This is a genomic window from Micromonospora sp. DT201 (assembly GCF_049841575.1).
In the GTDB taxonomy this organism is placed as follows: domain Bacteria; phylum Actinomycetota; class Actinomycetes; order Mycobacteriales; family Micromonosporaceae; genus Micromonospora.
The window spans coordinates 34,916-56,049 of the sequence record NZ_JBNCKP010000016.1 but is presented as its reverse complement, the minus strand read 5'-3'; the positions used below and the strand labels follow the sequence as shown (position 1 = coordinate 56,049).

Below are 21,134 nucleotides of genomic sequence, written 5' to 3'. Positions count from 1 at the left end.
AGGTGGCGGCGAGTGGGCAGGCATGACGAGCGGAAAGCGGGGTACTGGCACACCTGTTCGAAGAAAGGATGATGACGATGACTGACCGAGGCAACGAGCAGGCCGACCAGAGCGCCGCGATCAAGGACCCGGACGAGTGGGTCACCGGTGACGAGCCGCCTACCGCGGCTCAGGAGTCCTACCTGAGCACCCTGGCCCGGGAAGCCCACGCGGAGCTGCCGCCCGACCTGACCAAGGCCGAGGCCTCCAAACAGATCGACGAGCTCCAAGCCAAAACAGGCCGAGGCCAGTAACCCCTCGCCCTCGCCCTCGCCCTCGCCCTCGCCCTCGCCCTCGCGATCTTGCACTTTCTGTCGCGATAAAAAGGACATAAGAAACGAACCGACGACAGCAAGTGCAAGATCGCGGGCTCGGGGAGCGGGAACGGAGAGCGGGCTAGCCAGCAACCGGCCGCAGCGCTACGGTCCGCTATTCGGAACGTGTCGGGGTGAAGTGCGCCGGGGGCATGCCACATTCGCGCAGCGTCGGGTCCAGCTCGACGTCGGTGAGCACGCCGGCGGCATTGATCAGGCCGATGTGTGAGAACGCCTGGGGGAAGTTGCCCAACTGCTCGCCGGTCGACGTGTCGATCTGCTCGGCGAACAGCCCCAGGTCGTTGACCCGTCCCGCAAGTGCGCGGAACAGCTCATGCGCCCGCTCCCGCTCACCGCCCAACGCCAGGCAACTCACCAGCCAGAACGAACAGATGACGAAGCCCGCCGGGTCGCCGTCCCAGCGCCGCAGCAGGCCGTTGTGCGACAGCCGCCGCTCCACCGCGCGGACCGTCGCGCGCATCCGCGGGTCGTCGGCTCGCAGGAACCCCACCAACGGCATCACCAGCACCGACGCGTCCAGCTCATCGGAATCAAAAGTCCCGGTGTACGACTGGAGCCGGTCGTTCCACCCCCGCTTCAGCACCTCCGCGCGCACCTCGTCGCGGGCCGTCGCCCAGCGGGCCAGGTCATGCGGCCCGCCGAGCCGGTCGCCGAAGCGGACCGCCCGGTCCAGGGCGACCCAGCACTCCACCTTCGAGGACACGTGGTGGTGTTGGACGCCCCGCTCCTCCCACATCCCCGCGTCCGGTTGCTTCCAGTCCCGCTCGGCCTGGTCGGCGAGCACCCGGAGCAGGTGGTAGACGTCCGAGTCGAATGGCTCCAGCTTGTCGCGCATCAGCCAGGCGGCGTCCATGGCGGCGCCGTAGATGTCGATCTGCCGCTGCTGCCACGCATCATTGCCGATCATCACCGGCGGGCTGTCGTGGTAACCGCCGAGCTGCTCCAGGCGATGCTCGGTGAGGTCCCGCTCCCCCAGCACCCCGTACATGATGGGCACCGGTTTGTCATCGACCCGGCCCATCGCCCGACCCAACCAGTCGAACTGCCGCCGCACCTCGTCATAGCACGCCGACCGCCAGAGCGCCCGCAGTGTGTGGCTGAAGTCGCGCACCCAGACGTAGCGGTAGTCGTAGTTGCGGTCCCCGCCGAGCTTCTCCGGCAGCGAGGTGGTCACCGAGGCCACCACCGCGCCGCTCGGCCGGTATGTCATGCCCTGCACCACCAGCCCGCTGCGCCGCACCTGCTCGGCGTAGAGGCCCTGGTACTCGTGGTCGTCGGCCCAGGACTCCCATCCGGCGATGGTGTCGGCGATGGTCTGATCGGCGTCCGGCACCTCGGGCAATGGGGCGTCGTAGGTCGGGGCGTACCCGAGGGCGAAGTTGTGGGTCGTGCCGGCGCGGACGGTGAACGTCGCCGCGGCCTCGCCGTCGCCGGTCGTCAACCGCACGTCGCTGCGGAACGTGAGTCGCGCGGCCCCGGCAATGGCCTCCAGCATGTCGTCCCGCTCGACCAGGTACGCGACGGTGCGCCCGTACTCGAAGCGCGGCCGGTAGTGCACCCGCATCGGCACCTCACCGGAGAGCCCCTGCACGCTCCGGACCAGCACCTGCGGTGGGCGCATCCCGATGTCGTGGCCACGCGAGCCGGGCTCGAAGGCGAGCGCGTCGGTCAGCGCGACCTCCCCCTGCGGGGTGTGGAAGACGGTCCGCAACACGAGGGTGTTGTCGAGGTAGCAGCGCTCGACGGTGTAGTCGCCCTCCGGTCGGATCGACCAGTGCCCGGCGTCGTCGTCGAGCAGCCGCCCGAACACCGACGGGGCGTCGAATCGGCCCGGGCACCACCAGTTCACCGAGCCCGTGGTGTCCACCAACGCCGAGGTGCGGCCATCGGCGAGGAACCCGTAGTCGCTGATCTGTCCGCTCTCCACCTGACTACCTACCCGAGTCGCCAGAACGCATTCCCCCCAGAGAGGGACGGCACTCAGCGTGCTGGCTCGCGTTACCGGTCGGCGTGCGCGGGAACCCGGGAAGCTGACGAGGGAGGATGCTCATGACGTCAGCTTCGGGGCCGATCGCCGCGTGGCAGCCCGGCACACCAGGTGGCGACCAGCTTCCAACCGGGCCGGCCGGCCGCCTGTCGACGCCGTCCGGTGACGGCCACGGGCCGGAGTCCGGCCCGCCTACCGTGACGATCGGTTCGTATCCGGACTATCCGTCCGCTCAGGGGGTTGTCGACTATCTGGCCGACAACCGCTTCCCGGTGGAACACAGCGCCATCGTCGGCACCAACCTCACCCTGGTGGAAACGGTGCTCGGGCGAATGACCACCGGTCGAGCCGGCCTGCTCGGCGCCGGCACCGGCGCCTGGTTCGGTCTCTTCATCGGCCTGCTGTTCGGCATCTTCACCGTCGGCAACTGGCTGGCCGTGATCCTGGTCGGGCTGGTCATCGGCGCGATCTGGGGTGCCGTTTTCGGCGCGGTCGCACACGCGATGACGGGCGGGCAGCGCGACTTCACCTCGGCCAGCTCATTGCGCGCCGGCCAGTACGCGGTGACCGTCGACGCGCAGCTCGCCGACCAGGCCCGACAGCTGCTGGCTCGGATGCGGATGCCCAACCCGGCCGCGAACGCAGCCTGAGTAAACGACCGACCGGCCGCCCGTCCCGGCAACACTCGGGGCGGGCGGCCGTTCAGTCGTGGTACGCCATCTCGCCGGCCCGCAGCGGCACATCGACCCGGTTCTCTGGTGGTGCCAGTGGGCAGGCCCAGCGGTCGTCGTACGCGCAGCTCGGGTTGTAGAGGTAGTTGGCGTCCAGCCGGACCCGGTCGCCGGGCAGCAGCTCGACGCCCCGACCGAAGGTGCCCTTCACGGTGTCGGTGAGGTACCGACCTCCCCCGTAGGTGTCCTGCCCGCAGGTGCCGTCGCGCAGCGGCACGAACAGCCCACCTCCGTACGCCTCGATCCACCAGAGGGTCAAGGGCCCCCACGGCGTCTCGGCCACCGCGACCCGTCGGTACGCGACCACGCCGTCCGGGCCGCCCGTGTCGACGCGCAGCTCGCCGCTGGCCGCCCGCAGTGGCGCCTCGACCACGGCGTCGGGGTTGGCGGGGAAGTAGCGGACCCCGGGAAAGTCGGCTCGGTCCGCCGCCGGGATCGGGCTCTGCGGGTGGGTGGCGAAGAGTTCGTCGCGCCCCGCGCGGAACCCGGTCAGGTCGACGTCGGACAGGTACAGCCGGGCCACTCTCTCCCGCCAGTCGGCCAGCTCCAGATCATCCACGCCACCGAGCCTATGCCGTGGTGGTGTCGCATCTCAGCGTGGCGGCCAGTTGGCCAGGACGGCGTCGAGGGCGTCCAGGGTGCGGGTCCACGAGTCGTCCGTGGCGCGCGGGGTGTGGCGGAAGCCGCCGGTCTTCTCCAGGCTGACGAAGCCGTGGAACGTGCTGTGCATCATCCGTACCGCGTCGGTCTGGTCGGGCTCGGCGAGCCGGTAGCCGCGCAGGATCGCCCGGGTCATCTCGGCGTGCCGGACGCCCGCGCTCGCGGCGGCCGTCTCCGGGTCGAGGTCGATCTGCATGGCGGCGTACCGGCCCGGGTGCTGCCTCGCGTAGTCCCGGTACGCGTTGGCGAACGCCACCAGCGCGTCCTTGCCTGCCCGGCCGGCGAGCGCGGCGGCGACCCGGTCGGCCAGCTCCGCCAGTGCCAGCAGAGCGATCCTGACCCGCAGGTCGTGTGCGTTCTTGAGGTGGAAGTACAGGCTCGCGTCCTTCACACCGAAGTGGCGCGCGAGCGCGGCGACGGTGACGTTCTCCAGGCCCACCTCGTCGGCCATCTCGGCTGCGGCCAGCGTCAGGCGCTCGACGGTCACCCCGGCACGTACCACGCAGCGTACCCCCACCTAGCCGTAATAATCGTTTGCCTAGGAGGGCTAGGCTACTACCTATGTTGCCCGTTACCGAATCCGCCATCCGGAAGTCCTTCGTCAACTGCACGCAAGGTGAGGCGAAGCGGATGGCCGTACCGAACGATCTCGAGCTGCGCCCCTGGGACGACCTCGACTTCCTCGGCTGGCGGGACCCGGCGGCGCCGCAGCGGGCCTACCTGGTCACCGAATCCGACGGCAGGCTCGTCGGAGTGGTGCTGCGGGCCGCGGCCCACCAGGTCGGGCGCGTACGGCGCAGCATGTGCTCGCTCTGCCTGACCACGCACCTCAGCGACGGCGTCTCGTTGATGACCGCCCGCAAGGCCGGCCCGGGTGGCCGACAGGGCGACTCGGTCGGCACGTACATGTGCTCCGACCTGGCCTGCTCGCTCTACGTGCGGGGGAAGAAGCACGCCGGGCCCCCGATGCCCGAGCCGCTGCCCCAGCCGGAGCGGATCGACCGCGTCAACGCCGCTCTCGCGGCGTTCCTGCGCAAGGTCGCCGAGTGACGGTTCGAGGCGACCGGCGCGGCTGGAACCGCACCACTCGCAACCTGTAGAGCTGCCCCATATCTGGGGCACACCGTGCACAGCCCCATATCTGGGGCAGCTCTACAGGCGCGCCGAAACGTGTTCCCAACCCGGCTAACGGTCGGTGGCGAGGCGGGCGTGCAGGTGTTCGTCGTAGCGGCGGCCGTCGCCGTACTGGTACGACTCGCGCAGCGTCCCCTCGGCGGGATAACCGGCCCGGTCGGCGACCACGCAGGAGGCCGGATTGGCCACCGCGTGACACAACTCGACCCGGTGCAGCCGCAGGTCGGTGAACGCCCAGTCGGTGAGCCGGACGACGGCGCGTACCGCTACCCCGCGCCCACGCGCCGCAGGCAGCGTCCAGTAGCCGATGGAGGCGTCGCTGTCGTGGATACGGTGCAGCGACACCGAGCCCAGCAGTTTGCCGTCGGCCGCCGAGGTCACCGCCATGGAGGCGTGGCTGCCAGCGGACCAGTCGGCCCGGCGGCGGACCCAGAGCAGCGCGACCTCGTCGTCGATCGGGCCGCCACCCTGCGGGTTCCACTGGGCAATGGCCGGATCGAGTAGCGCGTCGCGCACCGCTGGGGCGTCCTCGTCCCGCCAGGGACGCAGCAACAGGTCGGCGGCGGTGAGTTCCACATGTTCCACGAGGCCGGAGTCTGACACATCGCATCGTCACTCGCCTCTGAATTGACGCCGCGCTTCTTCAAAGTTGCACGAATTGGCCCTACGTTGGTGCGGAAGTGATGCAGGCAACCCCCAGCGGCATTAGTTAAATTTTGAAAGAGTGCTACGGTCGTGGACATGACCGAGAGCCTGGACAGCACCCGAGAGGCAGCCTGGCGCGCCTACATCGAGGCCAGCCAGCGTCTCTACACCCAGCTCGAAGAGGACCTGCGCGCCGACAGCGAGCTCAGCTTCGCCGACTACCACGTGCTGGTCCTGCTCTCCGAGGCACCGGGGCAACGGCTGCGGATGGGCGAGCTGGCCAACCGGCTCATCTTCTCGCCCAGCCGCCTGACGTACCAGATCTCCTCCATGCAGCGCCGCGGCCTGGTCAGCAAGGAGCCCTGCCCGGACGACCGGCGCGGCAGCGAGGCGGTGCTCACCGCCGCCGGGCTGCTCGCCCTGTCCGAAGCCGCACCCCACCACCTGGCGTCGGTGCGTGCCCACCTGATGGACGACCTCGACGACGCCGAGGTCGCCTGCCTCACCCGGGTCTTCGACCGGCTTGGTCACCGCCTGCGGGCGGCCCAGGTCACGTCGTCCACCCACGCCACACGTTAAGGAGCCCCCCGATGCCCGCGATCACCGTCGACAACGTCGTTGTCCTGCCGCGCCTGCCCCGACTCGACGAGACGACCAAGTTCCGCAAGGTCCGCACGGTGACCACCGCGCCGACCGGCTTCGAGGGTGAGGGCTTCCCGGTCCGTCGCGCCTTCGCCGGGGTGTCGACCGCCGACCTGGACCCGTTCATCCACCTCGACCAGATGGGCGAGGTGGATTATGCGCCGGGCGAGCCGAAAGGAACCCCGTGGCATCCGCACCGGGGCTTCGAGACCGTCACGTACATCATCGACGGCGTCTTCGACCACCAGGACTCGAACGGCGGTGGCGGCACCATCACCGACGGCGACACGCAGTGGATGACGGCGGGCAGCGGCCTGCTGCACATCGAGGCGCCGCCGGAGCACCTAGTGGTGAGCGGCGGGCTCTTCCACGGCACCCAACTCTGGGTCAACCTGCCCCGCTCGGCCAAGATGAACCCGCCCCGCTACCAGGACATCCGGGGTGGCGAGTCGGCGCTTCTCAGCACGCCCGACGGCGGCGCGCTCATCCGGGTCATCGCCGGTGAGATCGCCGGGCACCGCGGCCCGGGTTCGACCTTCACCCCGATCACCATCACGCACGTCACCGTGCAGCCGGGAGCACAGGTCGACCTGCCCTGGCAGCCCGATTTCAACGCCCTGGTGTACGTGCTCGGCGGTCGCGGCACGGTCGGCATCGACCGGCGACCGGTCCGCACCGGCCAGCTCGCAGTGCACGGTCCAGGCGACGCGTTGCGCTTCAGCGCCGACACCGGGCAGGACAGCCTCACCCCGGCGCTGGACCTCTACATCATGGGCGGCAAGCCGATCCGGGAGCCCGTGGCACAGTACGGCCCATTCGTGATGAACACCCGCGACGAGTTGATCCAGGCGTTCGAGGACTTTCAGGCCGGTCGGCTCGGCGTGATCCCCACCGAGCGTCTGCCGCACACCGGCGGCCAGGGCACCCGGCCCTGAGCACGCACAACCGCTGAGATCGGCGTCGGCGCCTCCGGGTCGTTCCGGGGGCGCCGACGCCGCCTCAGGAGACCGCGAAGATCCCGGCGACTCCCAGAATCACCATCACCAACACCGCTACCAGCGCACCCCGTTCGCTCTCCACCGCCGGCTCGCGATACTCGGTCACGGGATTCGTCGTGTCGCGGGGCATAGTGTGGCCTCCTCGGCTGTTGTCGCGTCGCATCCGTTGGTGTCGGCCAGGTCACCGGTCTGCCCGGGCTGGCATGCGGACCCGCGTCGGGGGTCCTACCGTGAGGACGTTGCCGACCTCCAGGAGGGCTGGACGTTGCCGTCGCAGGACTGGTTCCTCACTGCCCAGGAACGCGCCAACCCGGTCTCTGGGTTACCCGTGTGGACCACGGGAAACCTCGCCGAGCCGTTGATTCACGGTGCCGCGTACTTCGACCGGCTGGTCGACGAGGTGGAGGCCCTGGGCCCCGGTGACCACCTGTTCTTCACCGACTGGCGGGGTGACCCGGACCAGCGGCTGCGCCCGGACGGCCCCACCGTGGCCCAGCTCTTCGCCCAGGCCGCCCAACGCGGCGTGGTGGTCAAGGGACTGATCTGGCGCTCGCACCTCGACGCGCTGGCCTACAGCGAGGCGGAGAACCGCGACCTCAGCGAGACGATCTCAGCGGCCGGCGGCGAGGTGCTGCTCGACCAGCGGGTCCGGCGCGGTGGCTCGCACCATCAGAAACTCGTGGTGCTGCGGCACCCGGGCGCACCCGAACGGGACGTCGCGTTCGCCGGCGGGATCGACCTGTGCCACAGCCGCCGCGACGACGCCGCTCACCACGGGGACCCGCAGCCGGTGCAGATGTCCCCCCGGTACGGGTCCACCCCACCCTGGCACGACGTGCAGCTCGCGGTGCGCGGCCCGGTGGTCGGCGCGTTGGACACCCTGTTCCGGGAACGCTGGACCGACCCGATGCCACTGGATTCGGAGAACCCGATGGCATACCTGCGGGATCGGTTGCGCGGCGAGGACCTGCGCCCCGACCCACTGCCCGAGCAACCGGCCGATCCGCCTCCGTGTGGTCCGCATCAGATCCAGGTGCTGCGCACCTACCCCGCCGTCCGCCCGCGGTACTCGTTCGCGCCCGACGGCGAGCGGACCGTGGCCCGGGGTTACACCAAGGCGGTACACCGCGCCCGCCGGCTCATCTACCTGGAGGACCAGTACCTCTGGTCGGCCGAGGTGGCGGACCTGTTCGCGCACGCGCTGCGGGACAACCCGGAGTTGCACCTGATCGCCGTCGTGCCCCGGCACCCCGACGTGGACGGCAGGCTGGCGCTGCCGCCGAACATGGTCGGGCGCGAGCAGGCGCTGTCGCTGTGCGAGCGGGCTGCCCCGGACCGAGTGCACGTGTTCGACGTGGAGAACCACGCCGGCGACCCGGTCTACGTGCACGCGAAGGTGTGCGTGGTCGACGACATCTGGGCCAGCGTGGGCAGCGACAACTTCAACCGCCGATCCTGGACGCACGACAGCGAGTTGTCCTGCGCGGTGCTCGACGAGACCCGCGACCAGCGGGAGCCCACCGACCCCGCCGGTCAGGGCGACGGTGCGCGAGCCTTCGCCCGGGACCTGCGGCTGCGGCTCTGGCGCGAGCACCTGGACCGTGACCCGGACGGCGCGGACGACGCCGATCTGCTCGACCCGGCGGACGCCGTAGCGGCTGTCACGGCCGCCGCCGAGGCGCTGCAACAGTGGTACGACGACGGCCAGGTGGGCGAACGTCCGCCCGGCCGGCTGCGCCCGCACCGCCCCGAGCGGCTGCCGTGGTATACCCGAGCCTGGGCGTTGCCGGTGTACCGGCTGGTCTACGACCCGGACGGCAGGCCGCTGCGAGCGAGGCTGGCCGGCACCTGGTGAAGTGGCCGGGTCGACTCCGCTGCCGCGCCGGGGACCGGGTACACGCTCAGCCCTCCGGGGTAGGCGAACGAGGAGCGCGGCGAGTAGTAGCCGAAGCCGATGGTCAGCGGGTTGGCCGGGCGGAGCGCGTACGTCGGATGCCCCGGCTGGAGGAACTCCACCGACTCGATCTCGAACGGGGCGACCGGCTCGGCGACGAACGGGTAGACCGAGCTGAGGAGTTGGCCGTCGCGGCGCGTGAAGTAGCGGTGGTGGCCGCTGCTGATCACGTGGCCGGTCTCCCCCACTCGACACCGTGCCCGGATCAACGGCGCTCCGTCGACCTCCGTCTCGGAGAGCAGCTCCTCGCCACTCACCTCGATCTGGGTCCGGCCGGTGAGCACCGGGGCACCGCGAGCGGCAGCGTACTCACGGACTCGCCGGCTGGAGGCCACGTAGGTGGTCCACCAGCCGCCTGGGTTGAGCCCTCCGGGCGCATCGACGCCCAGCAGCGAAATGCCGAGATAGGTGAGCGTATACGCGCCGAAGCCGGAGGTCTGTGTCTCGTCCTCGACGATGTACTGGTTGATGAACACCTGCCGGTCCGGGCGAGGGCACAGCCCGGCCGGAACCAGTGCGGTGACCGCGTCCGGGTCTGCCGGGAGCCAGCTGAAGTAGAGCGTGCGGCTGTTTATGACGAGCTGGGGAGCGGCTGGATCGAGCACGGTGCCTCCGAACCGGGTGTGTACACGCGACGCTACGGCCGGTCCCGCCAGCGGGACAACGACGGATAGGCGACACAACTGCCCAGATGTCGGGTTTCATCTTGACCGCTCGGCCTGAGTCGAGGGGACTGACCGGGCGAGCCGACTGACTGACCGGTGGCAGGGACTGGCCGGAAACCGGGTAATGGTCATCACGACCCTCCGAACTCCCGCCCCATTTGCACCTTTTGTGGGTTAACACACCTTAAGTACATCAGCCTTTCGGCTAGATTTCTGCGAGACGATCAGGTTAAGGTGAGTCCCGAACGGCCCATTGAAGTTAAACCAAAGCGTCACGCCTTTTTGTCCGCGGACGAGGTGCAGGGAGGACCACCCATGACCGCGCCAACGATCAGCGAGCAGCGGAGCACCGCTGCCAAGGCCACCACCAAGCTTGACCCGCGCGCTCTCACCGACAGCGCCGCAGACCTGCTCAACGCCATGGCGGCGCTGCCCGCCAACCACCCGTCGCGCCCCGCGCTGCGGGACCGGGCGATCGAGGCCTGGCTGCCGCTGGCCAACCACCTGGCCCACCGCTACAGCGGGCGCGGCGAGCCGACCGACGACCTGGCCCAGACCGCCGCGGTCGGCCTGATCAAGGCCATCGACAAGTTCGACCCGTCCCGCGGCGTCGACTTCGCCGGGTACGCGATCCCCACCATCATCGGCGAGATCAAGCGGCACTTCCGCGACCGCACCTGGGACATTCGGGTGCCCCGTCGACTCCAGGAGCTGCGGCTGGCCATCTCCGACGCCAACAGCTCACTCCTGCAGACCCTCGGCCGCTCGCCGACGGTCGCCGACATCGCCGCCCACCTCAAGCTCACCGAGGAAGAGGTGCTGGAGGGCCTGGAGGGCGCCCGCGCGTACAACGCGGTGTCGCTGTCCACCCCGACCGGTGACGGCGAGCGCGCTACCGAGCTGGGCGACATGCTCGGCGGCGAGGACACCGAATTCGAGTTGGCTGAGCTGCGGGTCGCCCTCGGCCCGGCGCTGGCCACCCTCGACGAGCGCGAGCAGAAGATCCTCACGCTGCGCTTCTACGGCAACCTGACCCAGTCGCAGATCGCCGACCAGATCGGTGTCTCGCAGATGCACGTCTCGCGGCTGCTGACCCGGGCGCTGACCAAGCTGCGCGGCCAGCTCGACGGCACGTACTAAGTAGTTCGTGGAGAAGGGCCGGGTCTGTCGACCCGGCCCTTCTCCGTGCCCGCGTTGTCCCGCACGTGTGACACCGTGCGCAAGAGGCCCCAAATCAGCTGCGCGGCTGCTCGCCTCGCATCGGCGAGGTCCGGCACCGCTGAGGCGCCCGCGCCGGTGCGAGACTGGGCCGTGCTCTCCGACGTAACCCTGGACCTGCCGGTACGCCCGGTGTTGCCGACGCTGGTCGCGGCACTCGACGCGGCCGGGGCCGGCGTCCTGGTCGCCCCGCCGGGCACCGGCAAGACCACCCTCGCCCCGTTGGCCGTGGCCGACCGGGTGACCGGTCGGGTGGTGATCGCCCAGCCACGCCGGGTGGCGGCTCGCGCCGCCGCACGGCGGATGGCCGAGCTGCTCGGCGAGCGCGTCGGCGAGCGCGTCGGCTACGCGGTCCGCGGCGAGCGCCGGGTCGGCCCAGCAACGCGGGTGGAGGTGGTCACCACCGGCCTGCTGGTCCGGCGGCTGCACCACGACCCGGAGCTGCCCGGCACCGGCGCCGTGCTGCTCGACGAGTGCCACGAACGTCAACTCGACGCCGACCTCGCGCTGGCCTTCACCGTGGAGGCCCGGGCCACCCTCCGGCCGGACCTGTGGCTGCTGGCGATGTCGGCAACCCCGGACACCGACCGGTTCGCCGCGCTGCTCGGCGGGTCCGTCCCGGCCCCGGTGGTACGGGCCGACTCGGCGCTGCATCCGGTTGAGCGGATCTGGGCACCGCCGGCACGCCCGATCGCGCCGCCCGGGGCCGGGCCGGTGGACCGGGCACTGCTCGACCATGTGGCCGCCACCGTCCGGCGGGCGCTGCGCGAGCGCGACGGCGACGTGCTGGTCTTTCTGCCCGGGGCCGGCGAGATCGCGGCGGTCACCGGGCGGCTGGCCGACCTGCGGGACACCGTGGCGCTGCTGCCACTGCACGGCCGTCAACGCGGCACCGAGCAGGACGCGGCCCTGCGTCCCGCTGATCGTCGCCGGGTCGTGCTGGCCACCGCGCTGGCCGAGACCAGCCTGACCGTCCCGGGCGTGCGGGTAGTGGTGGACGCCGGACTGTCCCGGGTGCCCCGCATCGATCTGGCTCGCGGGCTGGGTGCGCTCGTCACCGTGCCGGTCTCTCGAGCTGCCGCCACCCAGCGGGCCGGCCGGGCCGGCCGGGAGGCCCCGGGGTACGTCTATCGCTGCTGGTCGGCGGCGACCCATGAGCGGCTACCCGCCCGGGCCGAGCCGGAGATCGCCACCGCCGATCTGACCGGCTTCGCGCTGGAGTTGGCCGCCTGGGGCCGGCCGGACGGTGTCGGGCTCGCCCTGCCCGACGCGCCACCGGCCGCCGCGATGACGGTGGCCCGGGACACCCTGCGAACCCTGGGCGCGGTCGACGCCGAGGGTCGGATCACCGCGCGGGGTCGGGCGATCGCCGCCGCCGGCGCGCACCCACGGCTGGCCCGAGCGCTGCTCGACGGTGCCGGCCGGGTCGGCGCCGACCGGGCCGCCGAGGTGGTCGCCCTGCTCGCCGAGGAGAGCGCGGCCGGCCCGGGCGACGACCTGGTCGCCGGCTGGCGTCGGCTGCGCGCCGGCGTCGACGCGGGCGCGACCGCCCGTTGGCGCACCGAGGTACGCCGGCTGCGCGGCGCGCTACCCGTCGACGCCTCGCAACGAGCCGGCTCGGGCGCACTGACCGACGATCTCGCCGCCGGGCTGCTCGTCGGTCTGGCGTACCCGGAACGGTTGGCCCGGGTGCGGCGGCCCGGCGGATCGGCGTACCTGATGACCGGCGGGACCGCCGCGGAGTTGGCGGCCGGGTCGGGGCTGGCCGGGTCCGACTGGCTGGCGGTGGCCGTCGCGGACCGCACCCCCGGGACGCCGTCGGCCCGGATCCGCCGCGCGTCGCCGGTGGACGAGGCGACGGCCCGGGAGGCGGCCGGCCCGCTGCTCCGCACGAACCGCGAGGTCGGCTGGTCCGACGGTGACGTGGTGGCGCGGGAGGTGACCCGGCTGGGCGCGATCGAGCTGCTCCAGCGGCGGCTGGACCGGCCGGACCGGGCGGAGGTGGCGGCGGCGTTGCTGACGGGTCTTCGCCAGGAAGGGCTGGGGCTGCTGACCTGGACACCGGCGGCGCGGGCGCTGCGCGAGCGGCTCGCGTTCCTTCGGCACCACCTGGGCGCTCCGTGGCCGGATGTGAGCGACGAGGCGTTGTTCGACGCCGCACCGACCTGGCTGGGTCCGGAGTTGGCCGCTGGCCGGCGCCGGGCCGACCTGGCGAGGGTGGACGTCACGTCGGCGCTGCGCCGGCTGCTGCCCTGGGCGCAGGCCGCCCGCCTGGACGAGCTGGCCCCGGAGCGGATCGAGGTGCCGAGTGGTTCTCGGGTCCGGGTGGACTACACCGACCCGGCCGCGCCGGTGCTCGCGGTGAAGCTTCAGGAGACATTCGGCTGGTCGGCCGCCCCACGCGTCGGCGACGGGCGGGCACCGGTGCTGCTGCACCTGCTCTCCCCCGCGGGCCGGCCGGTGGCGGTCACCGCTGACCTGGCGTCGTTCTGGCGTACCGGCTATCCGCAGGTGCGCGCCGAGTTGCGCGGTCGCTATCCCCGGCACCCGTGGCCGGAAGACCCGGGAACGGCGACGCCCACCCGGCACGCCACGCCACGCCGACGCTGAGCGCCGGCTTACTCCTCCAGGACGTCGGCCACCACCACTGTGACGTTGTCCGGTGCGCCGGCGTGCAGTGCCAGATCTATCAGCTTGCGCGTGCAGGCGGCCCGATCCGGGTAGTCGGTGAGCACCTCGGTGAGGGTGTCCGGGCGCACGACGTTGGAGAGGCCGTCGCTGCACAGCAGCCACCGGTCGCCGGCCCGCGGCACCATCGTCGCGTACGACGGAGTGACCTCGTCGCCCTGCAGCGCCTGGGTGACGACCGCTCGGCGCGGGTGACTGCTGGCCTGGTCCGCGGTGATGACGCCCTGGTCCACAAGCATCTGGACGAACGTGTCATCCCGGGTGACCTGCTTGAGCACGCCCTCGCGGAAGAGGTAGGCCCGGGAGTCGCCGATATGCGCGAGGGCCAGGCAGCTGCCGGTACGGGCGAAGAGCAGGGCGGTCAGCGTGGTGCCCATGCCCTGGCGCTCGGGATCCTCAGCGACCGCCTGCCGGATCCGGGAGGTGGCCAGCGCGATGCCACCTTCGAGTGCGGCCACCAGGGCGTCCTCGGGGGTCTCCACATCCAGCGGGGCGACCGCGTCGATGGTGAGGGCGCTGGCCAGGTCGCCGGCGGCCATCCCGCCCATGCCGTCGGCGACGGCGACGAGCCAACTGCCGGCGTGCAGGGCGTCCTGGTTTCCGCTGCGGATCAGCCCACGGTCGCTCGTTCCCACGGAACGCAGCTTCAGGGTCATGGGAGGCAGCCTGCCAGGCGAAGGGCGCAGTTGTCTCTAGGAGATCAGGACGACGGCGCGTGGCGCGGCCAATCTCACGTCCCCGCGCCGACGCGTCCGTGCCCACTTGAGGGGCTGGCCGCCCTCGTCGGAAGCCAGAACCCATCCAGCCAGATCAATTGACATGGCGATCCGACGCTGGAAACATCGAGCCGTCACCTGGGAGCGCTCCCAGGTATCGGGCACCACCGCCGTCCCACTTCCCGTCCCGGAAGGACTCCCCGTGACGCCATCCCGACGCCGCCTCCTGCTGGCCGCGGCGACCACCCTGGCCCTCACCGGCGCGGGCGCCGGCGCGGCCCACGCCGACCCACCACCGGACGCCCCCGAGCAGATCGACAACGGCGACTTCAGCGCCGGAGTGAGCCCCTGGTTCTCCTTCGGCACCGGCCCGCTCGCGGTCACCGACGGCCGGCTCTGCACCACCGTCGCAGGCGGGTTGGCCAACCCGTGGGACGCCGGCATCGGCCAGGACGGCGTGCCGCTGATCGCCGGGGCCGAATACACCCTCGGCTTCGCCGTGTCCGCCACCCCGGGCGCCGCGGTCAAGGCCGTGCTGCAACTCGGCAGTGCCCCCTACACCACGTACGCGGCCGTGGACGCCACCGCGACCGGCACCGCCCAGCGGGTCGAACAGACCTTCGTCGTCCCGGACGACAACCCCGCCGCCCAACTGATCTTCCAGGTCGGCGGCGCTGCCGAGACGCAGACCATCTGCCTGGACGACGTCTCGCTGCGCGGCGGTGAGCCACCCGAGCCGTACGAGCCGGACACCGGGCCGCGGGTGCGCGTCAACCAGGTCGGCTACCTGCCCAGCGGCCCGAAGAACGCCACAGTCGTCACCGACGCCACCGCGGCGCTGCCCTGGCAGCTGCGCTCAGCCGGCGGTGCCGTCGTGGCCAGTGGCACCACCACCGCACGCGGCGTCGACGCCGCCTCCGGGCAGACCGTGCACACTGTCGACTTCACCAGCTACCGCACCCCGGGCAGCGGACTGACGCTCACCGTCGACGGCGAGACCAGCCACCCGTTCAACATCTCCGGCACCCTCTACGACCAACTGCGCTCCGACTCGCTGCAGTTCTTCTACGCCCAGCGCAGCGGCATCGCCATCGACGGCGACCTCATCGGCGACGAATACGCGCGCCCAGCCGGCCACCTCGGCGTGGCACCCAACCAGGGCGACACCACCGTGCCCTGCCAGCCGGGCGTCTGCGACTACTCATTGGACGTGCGCGGCGGCTGGTACGACGCCGGCGATCACGGTAAGTACGTCGTCAACGGTGGCATCGCCACCTACCAACTGCTGAACACCTTCGAGCGGACCAAGACGGCGGCCACCGCGGCCGGCGGCGCCGAACTGGGCGACGGCACTCTGCGGGTGCCCGAACGCGACAACGGTGTGCCCGACATCCTCGACGAAGCCCGTTGGGAGCTGGAGTTCCTGCTCCGCATGCAGGTGCCGGCCGGCAAGCCACTGGCCGGCATGGTCCACCACAAGATCCACGACCAGAACTGGACCGGGCTGCCGCTCGCCCCGCAGGACGACCCGCAGCCCCGCGAGCTGCACCCGCCGTCGACCGCGGCCACCCTCAACCTGGCCGCCACCGCCGCCCAGTGCGCGCGGCTCTACGCCCCCTACGACGCGGCCTTCGCGGGCCGCTGTGCCACCGCAGCGAAGACGGCCTACGCCGCGGCCAAGGCCCACCCAGCGGTTTACGCCAGCCCGACCGACGGCACCGGCGGCGGCGCGTACGACGACAGCAATGTCACCGACGAGTTCTACTGGGCGGCGGCCGAGCTGTACCTGACCACCGGTGCGCAGAACTACCTGACCGACCTGACCGCCTCACCGCACCACACCGGCAACGTGTTCGACGCACGGGGCTTCGGCTGGCAGAGCGTCGCCGCGCTGGGCCGCCTCGACCTGGCCACCGTGCCGAACGGGCTGCCCGCCGCCGACCTGACCCGGGTTCGCGCCTCGGTCACCACGGCCGCCGACGCGTACCTCGCCGAGCTGCGCCGGCAGGCGTACGGGCTGCCCATGCCCGGGGACGCCGACAGCTACTTCTGGGGCGGCAACAGCAACGTCATCAACAACGCCGTCGTGCTGGCCACCGCCTTCGACCTGACCCGCAACGCCACGTACCGCGACGGCGCCGTACAGGCGATGGACTACATCCTCGGTCGCAACGCCCTGAACATCTCCTACGTCACCGGGTGGGGCGAGCACGCCGCGCAGAACCAGCACAGTCGGATCTTCGGCCACCAGCTCGACCCGAACCTGCCCCGACCGCCCGCCGGCTCCCTCGCCGGTGGCCCGAACGCGGCCCTCCAGGACCCGTTCGTGGCGCAACTACTCACCGGCTGCGCGCCACAGTTCTGCTACGTCGACGACATCAACTCGTACTCGACAAACGAGGTGGCGATCAACTGGAACTCGGCGTTGGCCTGGATCTCCTCGTTCCTGGCCGACCAGGGTGACGCCGGCGCGGTGCCGGCCACCACCTGCTCGGTGGGCTACAGCAACTACGGCACCTGGCAGGGTGGCACCGGGTTCACCGCGCAACTGACCATCCGCAACACCGGTGCCACGGCCGTCAACGGCTGGAGCGTGCGCTTCGCGTTCACCGGAGACCAGCGGGTCCGCGAGGCGTGGCTGGCGAAGGTCACCCAGTCCGGTGCGACGGTGACCGCGCGCAACGAGTCGTACAACGCCAAGATCGCACCCGGCGGCACGGTGACGTTCGGATTCAACGCGACGACCGCCGGCGGTGCCAACCCCAATCCGGGGCTGGTAACCGTCAACGGCGGAGCCTGCTCGCTGACCTGACCGGTACGGCTGGTGGCCGCTCACCCTGGGCGGCCACCAGCGGTTGGCGGTCGGGTGGCGGGCGGTGATCCACACAGTTTCGGCGACATGGCGGTATCCGCCAGGCGGGATACCCCCATGTCGGCGACATGGAGTCGATCATGTTGCGGGTAGCACTATGACCGGCATGACCGACAAGTTGACGAGCACGATCCGCCCCGGTGGGCCTGACGACGCGGGCGCCGTGCTGGGGCTGCTCGACCACGCCATCGCCTGGCTGACGGCACGCGGCCGGACCGGCCAGTGGGGCTCCGACCCGGCGTCGACGGACCCGCGCCGGATCGCTCAGGCCAACGCCTACGCAACTGGCGGCGGCCTGCACCTGGCGATGCTCGGCGACAGCCCGGTCGGCGCGCTGGTGGTCGGCGCTGCCACCGACGACGTTCCCCCGGCCACCGAGCCGGAGCTCTTCGTGCGGCTGCTGGTGACCGACCGCGCGCATGCTGGCCTGGGGATCGGGGCCCGACTCCTGGAGCACGCCGCGGAGTTGGCGCGTGCACGCGGGCTGGGGCTGCTGCGGGTGGACTGCTACGGCGGCGACGATCGGGCGCTGGTCCGCTTCTACGAGAGCTGCGGCTTCACCGCCACCGAATCGTTCACCGTCACGCGCCCGGGCCGTGACCCGTGGCCCGGACAGCTCCTCATCCGCCGGCTCCGCTGAATCCGCCGGCCCCGCTAGATCCGCCGGCTCCGCTGAGCGCTCGGCGGTGAGTCGACGGGCACCGTCTGTGACGGGCGACGCACAGCACGGGGCACCGGTACGCCCGCCTCGAAATTAGGGTCGAGGTGTGCGTACCGAGGCGAGGTTTCGCGGTTGGTTGTCGCCGCTGCCGCCGCCCGGCCTGCTGCGCACGTTGTCGCTGGCCACGCTCGCCAACACGGTCGGCACCGGGCTGTGGGTGACCGGTGTCGCGCTCTACCTCACCCGCGTCGTCGGGCTGAGCCCGACCGAGGTGGGGCTGGGGCTGACCATCGCCGGCCTGGTGGGGCTCACTGCCAGCGTGCCGCTCGGCGGGCTCGCCGACCGGCGCGATCCACGCGCGGTGCGGGCGGTCCTCCAGGTGGCGCAGGCGGTCGTCGCCGCGGCGTACCTGTTGGTCGGCTCGTTCCCGGTGTTCCTGTTGGTGGCCACCCTGGACGCGCTGCTGGTCTCCGGAAACCTGGCGGTCCGGGCCGCGCTGGTCGCGGCGGTCGGCGGCCCGCAGGGCCGGGTGCACGCGTTCGCCACCCTGCGCGCGGTGGCCAACCTGGGCGTGGCGGTCGGTGCGGGGCTGGCCGGGTTCGCGCTGGTGGCGGACACCGGGTGGGCGTACCGGTTGCTGGTGCTCGGCAACGTCGCGACCTATCTGGTCTCGGCGGCGCTGATCATGCGGCTGCCGGCGTATCCGCCAGTTCGGCGAACCGTGCGGCAGAGGCCGGGCCAGGCGTTGCGCGACGGGCCGTTCCTCGCGGTCGCCGGGGCCTCGGCGGTCCTGTCCCTGCACTGGGTGGCGCTGACGCTGGTGCTCCCGCTGTGGGTGGTGGCCCGCACCGACGCGCCACCGGTGACGGTGTCCGCCGTGCTCCTGGTCAACACATTGCTCACCGTGCTGCTCGCGGTACGCCTGAGCCGGGGTGCCCGGCACGCGCTGCCGGCGGCGGCGACGATGCGCCGGGCCGGACTGGTGCTGGCGGCCGGGATGCTGCTCTGGGCCGCGACCAGCGCGGTGCCCACCCCGGCGGCGATCGGATTGCTTCTGGTGGCGACCGTGATCTACACCGTCGGCGACCTGTGGCACGCCGGGGCCGGGGCGGCACTGGCCTACGACCTCGCCGCCCCGGACGCCATCGGCGCCTACCAGGGGGTGGACGGGCTGCTCGCCGGGCTGGCCCGCGCGGCAGGGCCCGCGCTGCTGACCTGGCTGATCCTCGACGGCGGCGCGATCGGCTGGCTGATCCTGGCCGGCCTACTCGCGGTCACCGGTCTGGCCGTGCCACCGCTCACCCGACGTGCCCTGGCCAGCCGTGCCGAACTGCGCCAGACCAGCGGTCAGCCGATCTCCTCGTCGACGTAACACCACCGCCAGGTCTCGCCCGGCTGCACCGAACGGATCACCGGATGGCCGGTGGACTCGAAGTGCTTCGTCGCGTGCTGGTACGGCGACGAGTCGCAGCAACCGACGTGCCCGCAGCTCAGGCAGCCTCGCAGGTGCACCCAGTCGGGGTTGCCGATGGCGACGCAGTCGGGGCATTCCTCCGTGGTGCGCGGCTCGACCGCGCCAGCCTCGGTCAGGTGCTGACAGCTCACTTCTCGACCTCCCGCAGCAACGACTCCTCTAGGTCCAGGTCACGATAGGCCTGCACCAACACCTCCTCGGGGATCCGACCGGAGTCCCGGGCAGCCCGGAAGACGTCCCGCTCGGCGTCGATCATCTCCTGTCGTAGCCGACCGTACGCCTGCGACGGCGTCTCCCGCTCGGTGCCACCGAGCCGCTCCCAGGCCAGGTTGTTGCGATCCTCCAGGGCCCGGCGCAGCCGGTCCACCACCGCCTCCGGGGCGCTGTCGGCCAGCTTGTCGAGGCGCTCCTGGGCGGCCCGGCTGGCCTGTTGCTGCACCCCGGCCGCCGACAACGCGTCCTGCACCGGGTCGTCCTGGGGCAGCTTCAACCGGCGGGCGACAAACGGCAGCGTGGCACCCTGACCGACCAGGGTGACCACGATCACCGCGAAGGCCAGCCAGACGAACAGGGCCCGGGGGTACGGCTCGTCGTCGGCCAGGGTCAGCGGCAGGGCCAGCGCCGCGGCCAGAGTCACCACGCCCCGCATGCCGGCCCAGCCGATGATGATCGGGTACTTCGGTGACGGCCGGTCGTCGCGGCGGCGGACCTGGGGAACCAGCCGGGCCAGGTAGGTGGCCGGGAAGAGCCAGACGAACCGGGTCAGGAAGACGGTGGCGAGCACCGCGAAGGTGATCAGGATGAGCGAGCCGGCCGGCTCGTCGAGGTCGCGCAACACCTCCCGCAGTTGAAGCCCGACCAGCAGGAAGACCAACCCCTCCAGCAGGAAGCGGACCAGCCGCCAGAACGCGCCGATCTGCAGGCGGGACGCTGCCGACAGCAGCTGCGGCAGTTTGTGGCCCAGCACCAGACCGGTGACGACCACCGCGACCACACCGGAGGAGTGCACCGCCTCGGCGGCGAACACGACCGCGAACGGGATGATCAACGACAACGCGTTGTCCAGCAGCGGGTCGGTGATCCGCCGGTGCAGGAAGCCGAAGACCAGCGCGCCGAGCGCGCCGATCAGGATGCCACCACCGGTGGCCCGCAGCACCTCGATGGTGACGTTGGCGGCACCGACGGCCAAGCCGGCGGTGGCCATGGTGGCGACCCGCAGCAGCACCAGCGCGGTGGCGTCGTTGACCAGGCTCTCGCCCTCCAGGATGGTGACCACCCGGCGGGGCAGCCCGACCCGGCGCGCGACCGCGGTGGCGGCCACCGCGTCCGGCGGGGCGACCACCGCGCCGAGGGCCAGGCAGATCGCGAACGGGACCTGTGGCAACAACAGGTGCAGCACGAACCCGACCACGAACGCCGTGAACAGCACCAGGCCAACCGCGAGCAGCAGGATCGGCCGGATGTTGTTCTTGAACGCCGGCACCGAGGTCTCCAGCGCGGCGACGTAGAGCAGCGGCGGCAGGATGCCGACCAGCACCAACTCCGGGTCGAGCTCGACGTGCGGAACGCCCGGCACGAAGGAGAGCGCCAGCCCGAGGACGACCAGCACGATCGGCGCGAGCAGGCCGAGCCGGCGGGCCAGCGCGGCGCCGAAGGTGGCGATCGCCAGGAACACGACGACCGGGAACAGGCTCTCCATGGGGTACGAGCCTAGG

The 21,134-nt window shown here is 71.6% G+C and carries 19 protein-coding genes; 11 read left to right on the top strand and 8 right to left on the bottom strand.

Going from position 1 to position 21,134, the window contains the following annotated elements:
- The first annotated feature begins 77 nt into the window (after positions 1-77).
- The gene (locus tag ACLQ28_RS23640; RefSeq protein ID WP_425688457.1) at positions 78-293 is read left to right on the top strand and encodes a DUF3072 domain-containing protein; all 216 of its coding nucleotides are present in this window, start codon (positions 78-80) and stop codon (positions 291-293) included.
- Between the two features lie 175 nt (positions 294-468).
- On the opposite strand, the gene ACLQ28_RS23635 is transcribed toward ACLQ28_RS23640, so the two are convergent.
- Positions 469-2,301, bottom strand: coding sequence for a glycoside hydrolase family 15 protein (locus ACLQ28_RS23635; protein WP_425688456.1), 1,833 nt, complete (start codon positions 2,299-2,301; stop codon positions 469-471).
- Positions 2,302-2,423: 122 nt separating this feature from the next.
- Here ACLQ28_RS23635 and ACLQ28_RS23630 point away from each other — a divergent pair, with 122 nt between their 5' ends.
- Positions 2,424-3,011, top strand: coding sequence for a general stress protein (locus tag ACLQ28_RS23630; RefSeq protein ID WP_425688455.1), 588 nt, complete (start codon positions 2,424-2,426; stop codon positions 3,009-3,011).
- Positions 3,012-3,063: 52 nt separating this feature from the next.
- Here ACLQ28_RS23630 and ACLQ28_RS23625 read toward each other — a convergent pair whose 3' ends face one another.
- The gene (locus ACLQ28_RS23625) at positions 3,064-3,651 is read right to left on the bottom strand and encodes a DUF1684 domain-containing protein (RefSeq protein WP_425688454.1); all 588 of its coding nucleotides are present in this window, start codon (positions 3,649-3,651) and stop codon (positions 3,064-3,066) included.
- A gap of 33 nt (positions 3,652-3,684) precedes the next feature.
- The gene (locus ACLQ28_RS23620; protein ID WP_425688453.1) at positions 3,685-4,239 is read right to left on the bottom strand and encodes a TetR/AcrR family transcriptional regulator; all 555 of its coding nucleotides are present in this window, start codon (positions 4,237-4,239) and stop codon (positions 3,685-3,687) included.
- Between the two features lie 74 nt (positions 4,240-4,313).
- Here ACLQ28_RS23620 and ACLQ28_RS23615 point away from each other — a divergent pair, with 74 nt between their 5' ends.
- Entirely contained in the window at positions 4,314-4,802 is a 489-nt protein-coding gene (locus tag ACLQ28_RS23615) for an FBP domain-containing protein (protein WP_425688452.1), read from the top strand.
- A gap of 135 nt (positions 4,803-4,937) precedes the next feature.
- On the opposite strand, the gene ACLQ28_RS23610 is transcribed toward ACLQ28_RS23615, so the two are convergent.
- The gene (locus tag ACLQ28_RS23610) at positions 4,938-5,471 is read right to left on the bottom strand and encodes a GNAT family N-acetyltransferase (protein ID WP_425688451.1); all 534 of its coding nucleotides are present in this window, start codon (positions 5,469-5,471) and stop codon (positions 4,938-4,940) included.
- A gap of 156 nt (positions 5,472-5,627) precedes the next feature.
- Between ACLQ28_RS23610 and ACLQ28_RS23605 the strand changes: the two genes are divergently transcribed.
- From ACLQ28_RS23605 to ACLQ28_RS23595, 3 genes are all read left to right on the top strand, one after another.
- On the top strand, positions 5,628-6,110 hold the full coding sequence (locus ACLQ28_RS23605) for a MarR family winged helix-turn-helix transcriptional regulator (RefSeq protein WP_425688450.1): 483 nt from the start codon (positions 5,628-5,630) through the stop codon (positions 6,108-6,110).
- 11 nt (positions 6,111-6,121) lie between these two features.
- Complete coding sequence (locus tag ACLQ28_RS23600; protein ID WP_425688449.1) at positions 6,122-7,108, top strand: pirin family protein; 987 nt, start codon at positions 6,122-6,124, stop codon at positions 7,106-7,108.
- Between the two features lie 328 nt (positions 7,109-7,436).
- Positions 7,437-9,026, top strand: a complete 1,590-nt coding sequence (locus tag ACLQ28_RS23595) for a phospholipase D family protein (protein ID WP_425688565.1) — start codon at positions 7,437-7,439, stop codon at positions 9,024-9,026.
- Here the strand turns inward: ACLQ28_RS23595 and ACLQ28_RS23590 are convergent.
- On the bottom strand, positions 8,975-9,730 hold the full coding sequence (locus ACLQ28_RS23590) for a hypothetical protein (RefSeq protein ID WP_425688448.1): 756 nt from the start codon (positions 9,728-9,730) through the stop codon (positions 8,975-8,977). The genes ACLQ28_RS23595 and ACLQ28_RS23590 overlap by 52 nt on opposite strands.
- Before the next feature lie 375 nt (positions 9,731-10,105).
- Here ACLQ28_RS23590 and ACLQ28_RS23585 point away from each other — a divergent pair, with 375 nt between their 5' ends.
- Together ACLQ28_RS23585 and hrpB are read left to right on the top strand one after the other, a co-directional pair.
- Complete coding sequence (locus tag ACLQ28_RS23585; protein ID WP_425688447.1) at positions 10,106-10,930, top strand: SigB/SigF/SigG family RNA polymerase sigma factor; 825 nt, start codon at positions 10,106-10,108, stop codon at positions 10,928-10,930.
- Between the two features lie 171 nt (positions 10,931-11,101).
- Positions 11,102-13,618 (top strand): ATP-dependent helicase HrpB, encoded by a 2,517-nt coding sequence (gene hrpB, locus ACLQ28_RS23580; RefSeq protein WP_425688564.1) that lies wholly within the window; start codon positions 11,102-11,104, stop codon positions 13,616-13,618.
- An 8-nt stretch (positions 13,619-13,626) separates the two neighbouring features.
- Here the strand turns inward: hrpB and ACLQ28_RS23575 are convergent, their stop codons facing one another.
- On the bottom strand, positions 13,627-14,352 hold the full coding sequence (locus ACLQ28_RS23575; protein WP_425688446.1) for a PP2C family protein-serine/threonine phosphatase: 726 nt from the start codon (positions 14,350-14,352) through the stop codon (positions 13,627-13,629).
- 262 nt (positions 14,353-14,614) lie between these two features.
- Between ACLQ28_RS23575 and ACLQ28_RS23570 the strand changes: the two genes are divergently transcribed.
- The 3 genes from ACLQ28_RS23570 to ACLQ28_RS23560 all read left to right on the top strand — a co-directional run bounded on the left by ACLQ28_RS23570 (position 14,615) and on the right by ACLQ28_RS23560 (position 19,317).
- The gene (locus ACLQ28_RS23570; protein WP_425688445.1) at positions 14,615-17,224 is read left to right on the top strand and encodes a glycoside hydrolase family 9 protein; all 2,610 of its coding nucleotides are present in this window, start codon (positions 14,615-14,617) and stop codon (positions 17,222-17,224) included.
- A 166-nt stretch (positions 17,225-17,390) separates the two neighbouring features.
- Positions 17,391-17,924: a GNAT family N-acetyltransferase gene (locus ACLQ28_RS23565; RefSeq protein ID WP_425688444.1), complete on the top strand. Its 534-nt coding sequence runs from the start codon at positions 17,391-17,393 to the stop codon at positions 17,922-17,924.
- A 127-nt stretch (positions 17,925-18,051) separates the two neighbouring features.
- Positions 18,052-19,317 (top strand): MFS transporter, encoded by a 1,266-nt coding sequence (locus ACLQ28_RS23560; RefSeq protein WP_425688443.1) that lies wholly within the window; start codon positions 18,052-18,054, stop codon positions 19,315-19,317.
- Here ACLQ28_RS23560 and ACLQ28_RS23555 read toward each other — a convergent pair.
- Positions 19,293-19,550, bottom strand: a complete 258-nt coding sequence (locus ACLQ28_RS23555; protein WP_110562035.1) for a UBP-type zinc finger domain-containing protein — start codon at positions 19,548-19,550, stop codon at positions 19,293-19,295. The two genes, ACLQ28_RS23560 and ACLQ28_RS23555, sit on opposite strands and share 25 nt — an antisense overlap.
- Positions 19,547-21,118: a Na+/H+ antiporter gene (locus tag ACLQ28_RS23550; RefSeq protein WP_425688442.1), complete on the bottom strand. Its 1,572-nt coding sequence runs from the start codon at positions 21,116-21,118 to the stop codon at positions 19,547-19,549. The genes ACLQ28_RS23555 and ACLQ28_RS23550 overlap by 4 nt, the downstream gene beginning before the upstream one ends.
- Positions 21,119-21,134: the final 16 nt, after the last annotated feature.

Excerpts from the sequence above, each read along its gene's own strand:
- ACLQ28_RS23640 (WP_425688457.1), top strand. The coding sequence starts at position 78 with ATGACTGACCGAGGCAACGAGCAGGCCGACCAGAGCGCCGCGATCAAG.
- ACLQ28_RS23630 (WP_425688455.1), top strand. The coding sequence starts at position 2,424 with ATGACGTCAGCTTCGGGGCCGATCGCCGCGTGGCAGCCCGGCACACCA.
- ACLQ28_RS23615 (WP_425688452.1), top strand. The coding sequence starts at position 4,314 with ATGTTGCCCGTTACCGAATCCGCCATCCGGAAGTCCTTCGTCAACTGC.
- ACLQ28_RS23605 (WP_425688450.1), top strand. The coding sequence starts at position 5,628 with ATGACCGAGAGCCTGGACAGCACCCGAGAGGCAGCCTGGCGCGCCTAC.
- ACLQ28_RS23600 (WP_425688449.1), top strand. The coding sequence starts at position 6,122 with ATGCCCGCGATCACCGTCGACAACGTCGTTGTCCTGCCGCGCCTGCCC.
- ACLQ28_RS23585 (WP_425688447.1), top strand. The coding sequence starts at position 10,106 with ATGACCGCGCCAACGATCAGCGAGCAGCGGAGCACCGCTGCCAAGGCC.
- ACLQ28_RS23575 (WP_425688446.1), bottom strand. The coding sequence starts at position 14,352 with ATGACCCTGAAGCTGCGTTCCGTGGGAACGAGCGACCGTGGGCTGATC.
- ACLQ28_RS23565 (WP_425688444.1), top strand. The coding sequence starts at position 17,391 with ATGACCGACAAGTTGACGAGCACGATCCGCCCCGGTGGGCCTGACGAC.
- ACLQ28_RS23550 (WP_425688442.1), bottom strand. The coding sequence starts at position 21,118 with ATGGAGAGCCTGTTCCCGGTCGTCGTGTTCCTGGCGATCGCCACCTTC.